Source organism: Bradyrhizobium nanningense (assembly GCF_004114535.1).
GTDB lineage: Bacteria > Pseudomonadota > Alphaproteobacteria > Rhizobiales > Xanthobacteraceae > Bradyrhizobium > Bradyrhizobium nanningense.
In genome coordinates this window covers 357,202-370,791 of the sequence record NZ_LBJC01000007.1, presented here as the reverse complement: position 1 = coordinate 370,791, position 13,590 = coordinate 357,202, and the positions used below count along the sequence as shown (strand labels likewise).

The following is a 13,590-nucleotide window of genomic DNA, read 5'->3' as shown; positions in this document are numbered from 1 at the left end:
CCGATCGTTGGGCGGTGCAGCCGACAGCGGCTTCCACAGCGCAGGGTGGGCCGCAGGTCACCATCGAGCAGGCACTCTATCTGATCCGCTCTTCGCTCTTGACCTTGAACGATGCCAATCGTTCCGGCAATTATTCGGTGCTGCGCGACCTTGCTGCACCCGAATTCCAGGCCAGGAACAGCGCGGCCGACCTCGCGCTTGCGTTCTCCGACCTGCGGACGCGCAAGTTCGATCTGTTTGGAGCAGCGCTTCTTGCCCCGCGATTGTCGATACCGCCCAACGTCAATGCCCGCGGCATGCTGCGGCTCAGCGGTACCATTCCGACGCGGCCATTGCAGATCGATTTCGATCTGCTGTTTCAGAATGTCGGCGGCGGCTGGAGGCTCCATGGACTTTCGGTCGCGACGCCGGCTGCCTCGGCTCAAGCCGCCCCGCCGCTAGCAGAAGCCTCGAAACGATAGTTTGCGAATTGCTTTGAGGGCGGGCAATGACTCGCTGATGCACCGTGGCGGGGCCTCGGCTCAAGGTCGTACGGCCGGCGTCTCCATCGGCAGGCCATGCGCCCGCGACATCAGATAGAGCTCGAGCGCGACCAACTCGGGCGAGCCGTAATCATAGGCCTGGGCGCGCACGCCGCTCATGCAGCTGCGCAAGCGCCGTTCCAGAGAACCCAGCGTTTGCCATTCCAGGCGGTAGAGCGGGTAGCCGGTCGGCTGTCCCTGCGTGATCGGCGCGCCCGCGAGGCGCCTGTCGAAATTGTCGTCGTGGCAATTGGTGCAGGCGAGATTAAGCTGGCCCTCGCGCTGCATGAAAAGCTCGCGGCCTTGCTCCACGAAGGGTCTTGCCTGCGGATCGTTGCCCGCGGTGATCGGGAGGCCGCGCGACTGGTGCGCGACGAAAGCGGAGAGCGCAAGGAGGTCGCGGCTCTCGTAGGGCAGCGGCGATGCCTGCTGATGATTGGCCCGGCAAAGATTGATGCGCTGGTCGAGCGTAACGGGGCGGCCGAGCGCTTTGTCGAAGGCCGGGTAGCGCGCGGCGATGCCCTTCATGCTGATGCGCGCCTCGCCATGGCAATCCGCGCAGGCTTTCTCCGCGCTTCCGGTCTTCTTCGTCCACAGCTGTTCGCCGTCGAGCACGAACAGCATCCCGGGATTGGAGGTGTCGTCATCCTGCATGGCGCGCGTATCGGGCCCCATGAAGGAATAGCCTGACCGGCGTGCATCGGGCGGGATTTCACCAGCGAGCAGGGCGGGGGCCGCGGCGAACAAGGCCGCCGCTGCTATCGCGCGCCAAACGCTCATTCGACCGTGATCGATGCCGATGCGGTGGATGAATAGCCGTTGTCGCCGATCCATTCGAACTCGAACTTGCCGCTCTCCTTGGCGACGGTGAAGAACGACAGATAGGGATTGGCTGCGATCGCCGGAAAGAGATCGGCGCGAAAGATCTCAGCGCCGTTGTAGCGGCAGGTGAAGCCCGTGATGATGTCGCGTGGCACCAGCTTGCCGTCCACAGTGTGGCGGAAGCCGGTCTCCATGATGTGCGAGGTCAGCGCGCGGATTTCGATGACGTCGCCACGCCTGGCTTTCGCGGGAACGTTGATGAGTGCGGCCATCAGTTCATCTCCTCGGTGCAGGCGGCCAGCGTCACGACAACGTCGGCGGCAATTTGCCAGAACGTATCGTCGGACAAGCGCGCAATCGCCACCACCTTCTGCGTGTCGGCGAGCCGGATCCGGGTCGAGACCTGGGCCCGGCCGGAGGCGGGTGTGAGATAGAAATTTCCGATGTTGGGCTGCGGGTTCTTCTCGTTGAAGACATGGATGCTCTTGACATGGTCGTCAGCCGTCATCGGGCTTGCCACGCTCACCGTCATCGGGACCGTGTTGCCGTTCTCGACCAGCGGTGGAATGTCGAGCTTCACCCTGCCGGTGCGAAGCTGTGCTTCGCCGACGACATTGCGGATCGCGGCGGTGAGCATCGCGGGCGTCGCCTGAAGCGGACGCAGGCTGACGATCGGCATCGTCCCGGCGGCGGTGACGCCTCCGGCGAGGCTCAGGAAGTGTCGTCGCGTGGTTGGCATGAACAGTCCTAGTCGCGAAGCGTTGCAAGAAAAGCCACGATGTCCTCGATCTCCGCGGCCGACAATATCGGCTTGCCGGCAAGATTGCGCCCGACCCGCACGAGGCTATCGTTGCGATAATAGGACGGCATGATGGTCTGTCCGTTGAATCGCGATGCATCGACCAGTCGAAGCCGCAACTGGCTTGCCGTCCATCGGTTCCCGGCCCCGGTGAGGTCGGGCGCGAGGTCGCCCTGGAACCGTGTTTCCGGGAAGGGGCCGGAATGGCAGAGGATGCAGGTCGTCGTGCGCGCGAGCACCAACGCGCGTCCGCGCGCGGCGTCGCCAGGCGTACCGGTGAGCGAGGCTGGAATGCCGTCGCCGACGATCTTGTAAGGGACGAGTTCCTCGGCCTTGGCAGGCGAGGAGAAGGCGCGGCTCGCTACGGCGAATGCCGCAATTGCAGTTATTAGATGGGATGACTGAGGTCGCTGCGGACTCCTCTTGCCTCTCCCGCTTGCGGGAGAGGTCGCCGCGCAGCGGCGGGTGAGGGTTCTTTCCTCTGGGGGAGTCTTCGTTGTTGAGACACCCTCTCCCCGATCCTCCCCCGCAAGCGGGGGAGGGAGCGCACTGTGGTCGTGGCGGCAGGCTCGTTCCATCGTTGTCCTAACCAAACGTCTCCGCCGTGATGGTTTCAAACCAGCGCTCCGCCTCTGCGGCTTCGCGCGCCCGCAATTCGCGCGGCGCATCGACCGGACTGGTCGCGCCGCCCTCGACCTCCGCGAAGATGTCGCCTTTTGGCTGGTAATTGCCGGCAAGGGAGAAGCCGTAGTCGGGTGCGACAATGCTGTAGCAGACACCGGTCAGCCGCGGCGTTTCCGGCGCGCGACCAGCGAGGAGACTAGCGATGGCGGCGGCGCAGGCCTTGCCTTGCCCGCTTGCGGCCGACGCCGATTTGGGAATGCCACCGCCGAGGCAGGCATCGCCGATGACATGGATGTTTTTGGCGAGTTTCGATTCGAAGGTCACGGGATCGATCGGGCACCAGCCGGTCGCATCTGCAGCGCCCGCAATCTCGGCGATGCGTCCCGCACGTTGCGGCGGGATGACGTTGGCGACATCAGGCGTGTAATTGCCGAACTCGGTGACGATGGTCATGGTTGCCGGATCGACCGAGGTCACGCGGCCGCCTTGCGACAGGCCGATGCGCTCGATCATGTCGCCGTAAAGCTCTTTCCACGCCTTCTCGAACAGCCGCTGCTGGGAGAAATTGTCCTTGGCGTCGAGGATCAGCACCTTCGAGCGCGGCTTGGTGGCCTTGAGGTAATGCGCGATCAGGCTGGCGCGCTCGTAAGGCGCCGGCGGGCAGCGCGAGGGATTGGCGGGGACCGCAATGGCGACGGTGCCGCCATCCGCCATCGCTTCCAGTTGCTTGCGCAGCAGCAGCGTCTGCGCGCCGGCCTTCCAGGCGTGCGGCATCTTCTGCGATGCGGCGTCGTCATAGCCGGGCAGGGCTTCGCCATGGAAGTCGATGCCGGGCGAGAGCACGAGGCGGTCGTAGGCAAACGCGGTGCCATCGGCTGTGGTCACGCTACGCTTTTGCGTGTCGATGGTCGTCGCGGCCTGAGTGACGACGGCGATGCCCTCGGCAGCGAGCTTGTCATAGCCGAAATGTTGCGTCTCCATCTTGCGCAGGCCGGCGATCACCTCGTTGCTGAACGCGCAAGAGGTGAAGACCTCGTTCGGCTCGATCAGGGTGACCTGCAGGTTCGCGCCGGCGCGCTTGAGCGCACGCGCGCACGCCGCGCCGCCGAAGCCGCCGCCGATCACGACGATGCGGCCTGCCGATTGCGCGTGCAGGATCGAAGGTGTGGCGAGCGATGCGGCTGCGGCGCTGATGCCGAGGACGGCATTCCGCCGTGTCACCGGCACATTCATGAGGCTGTCCGGAAAAGTGTGCCGCGGCGGCCATCGGGGCCACCGCGGCGTTTCTCAGGCAAAGGTGATATTCTGGTCGCGCAGCGGCACCGAGCGGATGCGTCTGCCGGTGGCGGCGAAATACGCATTGAGCACGGCCGGCGCTGCAACGCCGATGGTCGGCTCGCCGACGCCGCCCCAGAACCCGCCGCTCGGCACCATCACCGATTCCACCTTCGGCATCTCGCTGATGCGCATCGAGTTGTAGGTGTCGAAGTTGGTTTGCTCGATCTTGCCGTCCTTGACGGTGCAGCCGCCATAGAACAGCGCGGAGAGGCCGTAGACGAAGGAGCCTGCGATCTGCCGCTCCACCTGCGCCGGGTTGACGACGTAGCCGGGATCGGTGGAAGCGATCATGCGATGCACCTTGATCTTGCTGCCGTCGGTCACCGAGATCTCGGCGGCGCCGGCAACATAGCTGCCATAGCCCATGACCTGGGCGATGCCCCGATAGACGCCCTGCGGGGCCGGCTTGTCCCAGTCGATCTTCTCGGCGACGGCATTGAGCACCGCCAGATGCTTGGGGTGATTGCTCATCAACTTGCGGCGGAATTCGAGCGGATCCTGGCCTGCGGCCTGGGCCAGCTCGTCCATGAAGCATTCGATGTAGATCGCGTTGTGATTGACGTTGACGCCGCGCCAGAAGCCCGGCGGAACGTGCGGGTTGCGCATCGCGTGCTCGATCAACAGGTTCGGTACCGAATAGCCGAACGCGGCTTCGCCCGATTGGGCGACGCCCTGGAAGGCCGCCGGGTCCATGCCGTTCTGCAGCGCTTCGGGGCGCAGCGAGAACAGGATCGATTGGCCGGACAGGCGGTAGTGCAGCGCGACAAGATTGTTGTTGGCATCGAACGCGCCGGTCAACTTGCACTGGGTGATCGGGTGATACTTGCCGTGCGCCATGTCCTCTTCGCGCGACCACAGCAGCTTGACCGGCGTGCCCGGCATTTGCTTGGCGATCATCACGGCCTGGCGGACGTAGTCGGTCTGGCCGCGGCGGCCGAACCCGCCCCCTAACATCACCTTGTGGACGTCGCACTTCTCCGCCGGCAGGCCGGAGGCCTCCAGCACTGCCGCGAACGCTGCTTCGCCGTTCTGCGTGCCGCACCAGACCTCGCATTTGTCCGCGGTGTAGAGCGCAGTGGCGTTCATCGGCTCCATCGTGGCGTGGTTCTGGTAGGGATACGAGTAGACGGCCTCGACTTTCTTCGCCGCACTCGCAATCGCGGCCTTGGCGTCGCCGTTCTTGTTGCCGACATAGGCCGGCTGCGCATCGTCGAGGCCTTCGGCCAGCCATTTCGCGATCGACTCGCTGGAGACTTTTGCGTTGTCGCCCTCGTCCCAGACTATCGGCAGCGCCTCTAGCGCGGTCCTGGCGTGCCACCAGGTGTCGGCGACCACGGCGACAGCGGTGTCGCCGACCTTGACGACCTTCTTGACGCCCTTCATCCCGGCGATCTTGGCTTCGTCAAAGCTCTTCAGCTTGCCGCCGAACACGGGGCAATCCTTGATCGCGGCGTTCATCATGCCCGGCAGCTTGACGTCGACGCCGTAGATCATGGCGCCGGTGGTCTTGTCGACAGTGTCGAGCCGCTTCACGCCCTTGCCGATCAGCTTCCAGTCCTTCGGGTCCTTCAGCTTGACCTCGGCCGGCGGCGTCAGCTTTGCCGCGGCTTCCGCGACCTTGCCGTAGGTCGTGGTCCGGCCCGACGGCGTATGGGTAATGACGCTGTTCTCGGCCTTGCACTCGGATGCCGGCACCTTCCACGCGTCGGCGGCGGCCTGGATCAGCATCACGCGCGCGGTGGCGCCGCCCTTGCGGACGTAGTCCTGCGAGGAGCGGATGCCGCGGCTGCCGCCGGTGGAGAAATCGCCCCAGACGCGCTTGCGGGCGACGCTCTGGCCCGGTGTCGGATATTCGGTCGTGACCTTGGTCCAGTCGCATTCGAGCTCCTCGGCGACAAGCTGGGCGAGGCCGGTGAGCGAGCCCTGGCCCATCTCGGAGCGGGCGATGCGGATCACCACGGTGTCGTCGGGCCTGACCACGACCCAGGCGCCGATCTCGGGCGAGCCGTCAGCCGCGCGGACCATTGCGGGACCGCCGAAGGGGATGTCGAGGCCGATGGCGAGGCCGGCACCAAGCGTGGCGCTGCCGATGACGAAGGCGCGGCGGTTCATCTTGGGCGAAACATGCTTGTTCATGGGGCGGCTCCTTACGCGCTGGCGATCGTGTGGATCGCTTCGCGCACCTGCTGGAATGTGCCGCAGCGGCAGATGTTGGTGATGGCCTCGTCGATGTCGGCGTCGGTCGGTTTCGGCTTCTCGTTCAGCAGCGCCGCCACCGCCATGATCATGCCGCTCTGGCAATAGCCGCATTGCGGCACGTCCTGGGCGATCCAGGCCTCCTGCACCTTGTGCAGCGTGCCCCCAGAGGCGAGCCCCTCGATCGTGGTGATCTTCTTGCCCTCGGCCTCGCCGACCGAGACGCCGCAGGAGCGGGTGGCGACGCCTTCGATGTGAACCGTGCAGGCCCCGCATTGTGCAATGCCGCAACCGTATTTGGTGCCGGTCAGGCCGGCATTCTCGCGGATCGCCCAGAGCAGCGGCGTGTCCGGCTCGACGTCGAGGGTGAAGGTTTTTCCGTTGATTGTTAGGTTTGCCATCGCAGTCCCCTGATTGGCCCAATCCACCGATTGAACTCAGGCGCGCAATGTGTCCGGCAAACTGGAACTGTTCAAATCAACAGTCCGAGGGGTAGCCGGGATGCATTGCCGCGCCGCTTGAGAGTATGGACCGGGGCGCTGTTTTGCCTCATCCCTTCGCAATCGATTCGGGTTGACGACTCTTCCATGGGCGCCAATTCGCGGCTTTAGGCGACGTCCGGCCGTGAAGGCCGGTTCCCGACCGGATCGCGGCTTGCGCCATGGCGACAGTTTGTCCCTTTTGCCGGGGTGCAAGACGCGGGCGCTTTGGTACACTGCGCCGACACAAAAGGAGCTCCATGAACGTGCCGAGTCCCTGCAACGTGCTGATGCTCTACCCGCTGTTCTCGGCAGAGTCCTTCTGGAGCTTTGGCGAATCCTGCAAGGTGATGGGCGTCAAGCGCCCTGCCGCCCCTTTGGGCCTGATCACCGTTGCCGCGATGTTGCCCCAGAGCTGGACCGTCCGGCTCATCGACTGCAACACCGCGTCCCTCAGCGACGAGGATCTTGCGTGGGCCGACGTCGTCTTCACCGGCGGAATGATGCCGCAGCAGGCCGACACGCTGCGCCTGATCGAGCTCTGCCGCGCGGCGGGCAAGCCGGTGGTGGTCGGCGGTCCCGATCCCACCTCGAGCCCCCACCTCTATGAGCGAGCCGATTTCCGGGTGCTCGGCGAGGCCGAGAGCGTCATCGACCAATTCATCGCGGCCTGGGAAAGTGGCGCGCGCTCCGGCGTCTTCACCGCGCCGAAATTCCAGGCCGACGTCACCAAGACGCCGGTGCCTCGCTTCGACCTGCTCAAGTTCGAGGACTATCTCTATCTCGGTGTGCAGTATTCGCGCGGCTGTCCCTTCACCTGCGAATTCTGCGACATCATCGAGCTCTACGGGCGCGTGCCGCGGACCAAGACGATCGAGCAGATGTTCGTCGAGCTCGAGACGCTCTACCAGATGGGCTACCGCGGCCATCTCGACTTCGTCGATGACAATTTCATCGGCAACAAGAAGTCGCTGCGGCAATTCCTGCCAAAGCTCGCCGAATGGCAGCGTACGCACGGCTATCCCTTCGAATTCTCCACGGAAGCCTCGGTCAACCTCGCCGACGATCCGGAGCTGCTGGAGCTGATGGGGGCGGCCAATTTCTTCGGCATCTTCGTCGGCATCGAAAGTCCGGACCCGGCGACGCTGGTCGCGATGCGGAAGAAGCAGAACACGCGGCGCAACATCGCCGAGAGCATCCACAAGATCTACGCCGCCGGCATGCTCGTCACCGCGGGCTTCATCGTCGGCTTCGATAACGAGAAGGTCTCGATGGCCGAAGCGATGATCGATTTTATCGAGGAGGCGGCGATCCCCGTCAGCATGGTCGGCCTGCTCTATGCCTTGCCGAACACGCAGCTCACGCGCCGACTGGAGCGCGAAGGCCGGCTGCATCCTGGCCACGATGTGGCGCCGACCATCGGCGCCGATCAGTGCACGGCCGGCATCAACTTCGATCCGGTGCGCCCGCTACGCGACATCCTGATGGACTACAAGCGGGTGCTGGAGCACATCTACAGCCCGGCGGCCTACGCAGGACGCGTCGACCGCCTGATGACGCTGCTCGACCGATCCAGGCAGCGCCCCGAACTCGCCGAAGGAGATATCCGCGCCAGGCTAGGGGCGATGGAGACGGTGTACAAGGTGGTCACCGCTCTTCCCGAGGCACGGGGGCCGCTCTGGCAGACCTTCATGAACTGCGCCAAGCGTGACACGTCATCCGCGCGCATCGCCGTGCAGATGATCGCGGCCTACGCGCATCTCGGACCGTTCTCGCGCAAGGTCATCGCCGCCATCGACGCGCGCCTGGCTGCGCTCGACGGCGAGACCGTCGTTCCGGCGAATGTCGGAGTGACGGCGGCTTGACGGATTACTTCACCGCGAGCCGCAAAAAGCTCATCACGCTGCCGAGCGCGGCAAAGCCTGCGCCGAGCGCCAGCGCCAAGGTCGCACCGTCATGGCCTGCGAGCGCGAAGCAGGCGGCGGCGAGCGCCGCGCCCGTCGTCTGTCCCGTCAGGCGCGCGGTCGCGACGATGCCCGAGGCACTGCCGCTGCGGTGCGGTGGCGCGCTCGACATCACCGCCTTCATGTTCGGCGCCTGGAAGAAGCCGAACCCCATGCCGCAGATCACCATCCGCCAGATGATGTCGGCAATTGCAGGATTGGCCGGCAGCGTCGCGAGCAGCGCCATGCCGAGGCCGAGCAGCACGAGGCCGATGCCGCCGAGCAGGCCGACCGCGTGGCGGTCGGACAGGCGTCCGGCGATCGGCGCCATGATGCCGACCACCAGCGGCCACGGCGTCATGAAGAAGCCGGTCTCGACCTGCGAGCGGCCCAGCACGTCCTCGAAATAGAACGGCAGCGAGACGAAGGCGAGGCCTTGCACGGCGAAGGAGCACACGGCCGTTGCCGCCGACAGCGCGAACATCGGCCGGGCGAACAGGTCGATCGGCAGCATCGGCGCCGGATGATCGGCATGCCGGCGCGTCAGGATCAAGCCGAGCGCGAGCGCCGCGACCAGCTCGAGGCCGACGACCACCGGCGACAGATTGTGCGCGGCGCTGCCGATGCCGGTGATGAACAGGCCGAGGCAGGCCGCCGCCAGCACCGCGCCGAGAAAATCAAAGCCGTGATCGGCGCGCGGAGTCTTCGGCAGCATCGCAAAGCCAATGCCGGTGGCGACGAGGCCGAACGGGATGTTGACGGCGAACAGCCACGGCCACGGCCCGAGCGCGAGGATGGCGGAGGCGACCGAAGGTCCGAACGTGAACGCTGTCGCGACCACCAGCGCGTTATGACCAAAACCGCGGCCCAGCATCCTGCCGGGATAGACGAAGCGGACCAGCGCCGTGTTGACGCTCATGATGCCGCTGGCTCCCAGGCCTTGCAGCGTGCGGGCGACCAAGAGGCTCTCCAGCGACCACGCCACCGCGCAGAACAGCGAGGCGATGGTGAACAGGATCAGGCCGCCAAGATAGATGCGCTGGTGCCCGACGATCTCGCCGAGCGCGCCGAGCGGCAGCAGTGTCGCCACCAGCGCGATCTGGTAGACGTTGACCACCCAGACCGACTGCTCCGGCGAGATGTGCAGATCGGCGGCAATGGCGGGCAGCGCGATATTGGCGATCGCGGTGTCGAGCGAGGCCATCGCGAGCGCGGTGAAGATCGCGGCGATCGCCCAGCGCCGCTGGGCGGCCGGAAGGCCATCGGAGATGATGTGGTCAGGCTCGCGCGCGGCGGCAGGTAACGTGATTGTCATTGCGTTGGCGCGTTGCTCCGGCGGCCTCGCTGAGGGGACATTGGCATGTACTACGGCCTGCGGTGCTTCCACAGGCATATGCGTGCATGATGTGTATGCGCGAAGGCTGGGCGATGCAGCCTCGCGCCGGCGTATGATCGCGCCAGTCGCTGCAACGAGGGGAAGCGCCATGCAAATCGTCGTTCTGCCCGGTGACGGCATCGGACCCGAGATCACGACCGCGACAGCGGGCGTGCTTCGGGCTGCCTCCGAGCGCTTCCAGCTCAACCTGCGCCTCGAGGAGCACGCCGTCGGGCATGCGAGCCTGAAGCTATCAGGCACCACCGTGCGCCCCGAGCTGCTCGACATCGTCCGCGCTGCCGACGGCCTGATCCTGGGTCCGACCGCGACCTTCGACTTCAAGGACGAGGCGCATGGCGAGATCAACCCGTCCAGGCATTTTCGCAAGAATCTCGACCTCTACGCCAATATCAGGCCCGCGCGCACCTATGTGGGGAGGCCCGGCCGCATCGGTGATTTCGACCTCGTCGTGGTCCGCGAGAACACCGAAGGCTTCTATGCCGACCGCAATTTGGAGCAAGGCAATGGCGAGATGCTGATCACGCCTGACGTCGTGATCTCGCTGCGCCGGATCACGCGGCTGTGCTGCGAGCGCATCGCGCACGCCGCCTGCCGCCTCGCGATGAAGCGGCGCAAGCATCTCACCATCGTGCACAAGGCCAATGTGCTCAAGATCGGCGACGGGATGTTCCTCGACATCTGCCGCGCGGCGGCGAAGGCCTATCCCGGACTTGGCGTCGACGACATCCTGGTCGACGCCATGATGGCGCATGTGGTGCGCCGCCCCGATCGTTTCGACGTCATCGTGTCCACCAACATGTTCGGCGACATCCTGTCCGATCTCACCGCCGAGCTTTCGGGCAGCCTCGGGCTCGGCGGCTCGCTCAATGTCGGTCACCGCCACGCGATGGCGCAGGCCGCGCACGGCTCGGCGCCCGACATCGCCGGGCAGGACGTCGCCAATCCGGTCTCGCTCATCCTGTCGACCGCGCTGCTGCTCGCCTGGCACGGCGAGAAGACCGGCGCCGTCCGCTATGAGGAGGCCGCGCGTGCGATCGAGGCGGCCGTGGCCAAAGCGATTGGCGAGGGCAGGGCGACACGCGACGTCGGCGGCAAGCTCGGCACCATCGCGGCGGGGGCGGCGATTGCGGAGATCCTGCAGGCGGGGTGAGCGGTGCCTGCACATTTTTCTCGGCGCTCACATCAAAAAAGTCGAAAAACAACCCCATGCACAGTAGAAGGCCCCTTGATCGATAAGGGTTTTTCGAACGGCCTCGCGACGACAAGTGCGGCTGCGCTCGGATTGACCGGTCGGGCAAAACACTGCGCGCGGGCCAGTACATGCTGGTGAAAGCCTCGATTGCGGACGCGATCGTCACCAATGCGGTGTTCATGCTGGGGCCTGCCTGCTGCTCGGCGGCCTGCGCTACCGCGTGCAGGAATACAACCGCGCCGGGGTGCGGCTCTCGTCCGGCCTGTTGTTGACGGCAACGGTGGCGTTCGGCGCGGCGCGCAAAGACCGGCTCGACATGGACGTCAGCATCGCGCAAGCCGCGGGGTGCGAAGCCGTAGGCGGATAGTGACATTGCTCCATGAACCGTCGTCAAACCGGGCGTCGGCAGCCGACGGATCTCGACACTAATTATTTAATTTGACTTGCCATACAGTTAAATTATATGGATTATATATATTTAATAAATTTAATCATAGCGGCGTGCCGCCCCAACGTTACTTCGATCTACCGTGTTCTGATCGAGCACCGAGCCATGCGAACAGGCCGAGCCATCCGCCCCATTGCAGTTGTCGTCGAGAGAGGCGTGATGCATGCGGCGACCAATTGATACAGCACCGAGGAGCGGAGAAGACATCTGGGTAGAGGATGCGACCGGGGCTGCTGAGGTCGGCCACTGGTCACCTGGGGCGGGTCAATGGGTCTGGCGGGACGGCTCTCCAATCAATCCTGCGCCTACACATTGGCACCCCGTAACGGAGGATGTCGATCCGGAAGACGAACAATCGGGCGGATGGCTCGTGGCGGCTGCAATTCTGGTCCCAGTCATCTACCTCGCTGCCCTGCTCGGCGTGTTCACACCATTCACGGCGCAATCGGACATGACGCGCATCGGCGGCAAGAGCGCCGTCAGCCTTGATCAGCGGCTGGAAATCACGACCGGTTCGTTGGCGCTCCTTCAGCGCGAAGCGACTGAAGCCCCGATGCAGGCGGAGCAAGCAAGCGTGGTGCAGCCGAGCCCGCGGCTGGACGAAGACGCGCCGCGCATTGAAGCGCCCGCCAACGAGCTGGTCGAGGCGCACAGAAAGCTCGACGAGGCAGTCCAGCGCACGCAAACGGCGGAAATCGCCGCGGAGGAGCTGCAGAAATCACTTCAACAGGAGCAAGCCCGCAACGCCGAGCTCGCGAACGAACTTGCCGGAGTCCGCCGCGAACTCGACGCCGGTAACGCGCAATCCCGCAAAGCGGACGACGTTGCCACGCAGCAGAGAGATGCGGCGGCGCGGGAGATCGCGGAACTGCAGCAGTCCCTGCAGCAGGAACGGCAAAAAAGTGGCCTCCTCGTGAAGCAGGCGAACGCCGCGCAGGCGGCAGCGGCGAGCGCCGAGCAAGAGCGCCACGAGGCGCAGTCACGTGCCGCCGCGCTCGCGAGCGAACTCGCCGGAATACCTCGCGGATCGCTCATGGCGGAAGCTGCGGGTGCGGAACAACAGGAAACATTGGGTCGGGAGGTTGCGGAGCTGCGGCAGTCTTTGCAAGACGAGCGGCAGAAGAACACCGAGCTCGCTGCCCAGGCCAAAGCGGCGCAAGCGGTAGCGGCCAATGCCGAACAACAACGCCGCGCTCTCGAGGAGGCCCAGGCGCATGCAGCCGCGCTGACAAGGGAACTTATCGAGACGCGCCGTGAGATCGAAACCCGGAACGTGCAATTGCGCGAGGCAAACGATGCGGCCTCGCAGCAGAGACAGGCAGCGAACCGGAAGATTGCCGAACTGCGGCAGTCGCTGCATCAGGAGCGGGCCGGGACCGAAGCCAAGCAAAAAGACCGTGCATCGGCATCGACCCCGACCGATGCGCGCCTCCAGGTGGAGCAAACAAATGAAGACCCGATCTCGCCGGCGACGCGGAGCGTGGACGCGACTGTCGCGGAGCCGCTGACTGCCGCAAACCAAAACGAGGCGGAGGCCCGATTGATCCCGCGCGCCAGGGCGTTGCTCGATCAGGGAAATATCGGTGCCGCGCGGATCGTACTCGAGCTCGCGGCAGAGAAGGACATTGCGCAGGCAACCTTCATGCTCGCGGAGACATACGATCCGGCGGTTCTGTCCGCCTGGGGGACCTATGGAACGCGCGGCGAAGCGGCCAAGGCGCGAGAGCTCTACGCGAAGGCACAGCGGGGCGGTATTCGCGAAGCGAAGGAGCGGCTGGATGCGTTGCAGCGCTGAGAGTGGATTTGTTGCAGTCCTGCGGGACCAGAGCTGC

General features: G+C 65.2%; 12 protein-coding genes and 1 pseudogene. 5 read left to right on the top strand and 8 right to left on the bottom strand.

Annotation, left to right across the window (positions count from 1 at the left end; all coding sequences use genetic code 11):
• Positions 1-14: 14 nt before the first annotated feature.
• Positions 15-461 (top strand): hypothetical protein, encoded by a 447-nt coding sequence (locus tag XH84_RS05635; RefSeq protein ID WP_245471603.1) that lies wholly within the window; start codon positions 15-17, stop codon positions 459-461.
• 60 nt (positions 462-521) lie between these two features.
• On the opposite strand, the gene soxA is transcribed toward XH84_RS05635, so the two are convergent.
• The 7 genes from soxA to XH84_RS05600 all read right to left on the bottom strand — a co-directional run bounded on the left by soxA (position 522) and on the right by XH84_RS05600 (position 6,701).
• Positions 522-1,301 (bottom strand): sulfur oxidation c-type cytochrome SoxA, encoded by a 780-nt coding sequence (gene soxA, locus XH84_RS05630; RefSeq protein ID WP_164935907.1) that lies wholly within the window; start codon positions 1,299-1,301, stop codon positions 522-524.
• Positions 1,298-1,615: a thiosulfate oxidation carrier complex protein SoxZ gene (gene soxZ, locus XH84_RS05625; protein ID WP_128916849.1), complete on the bottom strand. Its 318-nt coding sequence runs from the start codon at positions 1,613-1,615 to the stop codon at positions 1,298-1,300. Before soxZ ends, soxA begins: the two co-directional genes overlap by 4 nt.
• Positions 1,615-2,082: a SoxY-related AACIE arm protein gene (locus XH84_RS05620; RefSeq protein WP_128916850.1), complete on the bottom strand. Its 468-nt coding sequence runs from the start codon at positions 2,080-2,082 to the stop codon at positions 1,615-1,617. The genes soxZ and XH84_RS05620 overlap by 1 nt, the downstream gene beginning before the upstream one ends.
• Before the next feature lie 8 nt (positions 2,083-2,090).
• Positions 2,091-2,531: a sulfur oxidation c-type cytochrome SoxX gene (gene soxX / locus XH84_RS05615; protein WP_128917173.1), complete on the bottom strand. Its 441-nt coding sequence runs from the start codon at positions 2,529-2,531 to the stop codon at positions 2,091-2,093.
• 196 nt (positions 2,532-2,727) lie between these two features.
• Positions 2,728-3,999, bottom strand: coding sequence for an NAD(P)/FAD-dependent oxidoreductase (locus XH84_RS05610; protein ID WP_128916851.1), 1,272 nt, complete (start codon positions 3,997-3,999; stop codon positions 2,728-2,730).
• 54 nt (positions 4,000-4,053) lie between these two features.
• Positions 4,054-6,240 (bottom strand): xanthine dehydrogenase family protein molybdopterin-binding subunit, encoded by a 2,187-nt coding sequence (locus tag XH84_RS05605; protein ID WP_128916852.1) that lies wholly within the window; start codon positions 6,238-6,240, stop codon positions 4,054-4,056.
• Positions 6,241-6,251: 11 nt separating this feature from the next.
• Entirely contained in the window at positions 6,252-6,701 is a 450-nt protein-coding gene (locus XH84_RS05600) for a (2Fe-2S)-binding protein (protein ID WP_164935908.1), read from the bottom strand.
• 338 nt (positions 6,702-7,039) lie between these two features.
• On the opposite strand from XH84_RS05600, the gene XH84_RS05595 reads away from it, so the two are divergent.
• Positions 7,040-8,644, top strand: coding sequence for a B12-binding domain-containing radical SAM protein (locus XH84_RS05595; RefSeq protein ID WP_128916854.1), 1,605 nt, complete (start codon positions 7,040-7,042; stop codon positions 8,642-8,644).
• 4 nt (positions 8,645-8,648) lie between these two features.
• On the opposite strand, the gene XH84_RS05590 is transcribed toward XH84_RS05595, so the two are convergent.
• Entirely contained in the window at positions 8,649-10,037 is a 1,389-nt protein-coding gene (locus XH84_RS05590) for an MFS transporter (protein WP_128916855.1), read from the bottom strand.
• A 169-nt stretch (positions 10,038-10,206) separates the two neighbouring features.
• Here XH84_RS05590 and XH84_RS05585 point away from each other — a divergent pair, with 169 nt between their 5' ends.
• The 3 genes and pseudogenes from XH84_RS05585 to XH84_RS05575 all read left to right on the top strand — a co-directional run bounded on the left by XH84_RS05585 (position 10,207) and on the right by XH84_RS05575 (position 13,553).
• On the top strand, positions 10,207-11,268 hold the full coding sequence (locus XH84_RS05585; RefSeq protein ID WP_206734070.1) for an isocitrate/isopropylmalate dehydrogenase family protein: 1,062 nt from the start codon (positions 10,207-10,209) through the stop codon (positions 11,266-11,268).
• Positions 11,269-11,420: 152 nt separating this feature from the next.
• Positions 11,421-11,596: pseudogene (locus XH84_RS05580) on the top strand (calcium/proton exchanger); the annotation flags it as partial.
• A gap of 532 nt (positions 11,597-12,128) precedes the next feature.
• Entirely contained in the window at positions 12,129-13,553 is a 1,425-nt protein-coding gene (locus XH84_RS05575; RefSeq protein ID WP_128916857.1) for a coiled-coil domain-containing protein, read from the top strand.
• Positions 13,554-13,590: the final 37 nt, after the last annotated feature.

What these genes read in the sequence shown, in the direction of transcription:
- soxA (WP_164935907.1), bottom strand. Translation starts at nt 1,301, where the DNA reads ATGAGCGTTTGGCGCGCGATAGCAGCGGCGGCCTTGTTCGCCGCGGCC.
- soxZ (WP_128916849.1), bottom strand. Translation starts at nt 1,615, where the DNA reads ATGGCCGCACTCATCAACGTTCCCGCGAAAGCCAGGCGTGGCGACGTC.
- XH84_RS05620 (WP_128916850.1), bottom strand. Translation starts at nt 2,082, where the DNA reads ATGCCAACCACGCGACGACACTTCCTGAGCCTCGCCGGAGGCGTCACC.
- XH84_RS05610 (WP_128916851.1), bottom strand. Translation starts at nt 3,999, where the DNA reads ATGAATGTGCCGGTGACACGGCGGAATGCCGTCCTCGGCATCAGCGCC.
- XH84_RS05605 (WP_128916852.1), bottom strand. Translation starts at nt 6,240, where the DNA reads ATGAACAAGCATGTTTCGCCCAAGATGAACCGCCGCGCCTTCGTCATC.
- XH84_RS05600 (WP_164935908.1), bottom strand. Translation starts at nt 6,701, where the DNA reads ATGGCAAACCTAACAATCAACGGAAAAACCTTCACCCTCGACGTCGAG.
- XH84_RS05595 (WP_128916854.1), top strand. Translation starts at nt 7,040, where the DNA reads ATGAACGTGCCGAGTCCCTGCAACGTGCTGATGCTCTACCCGCTGTTC.
- XH84_RS05590 (WP_128916855.1), bottom strand. Translation starts at nt 10,037, where the DNA reads ATGACAATCACGTTACCTGCCGCCGCGCGCGAGCCTGACCACATCATC.
- XH84_RS05585 (WP_206734070.1), top strand. Translation starts at nt 10,207, where the DNA reads ATGCAAATCGTCGTTCTGCCCGGTGACGGCATCGGACCCGAGATCACG.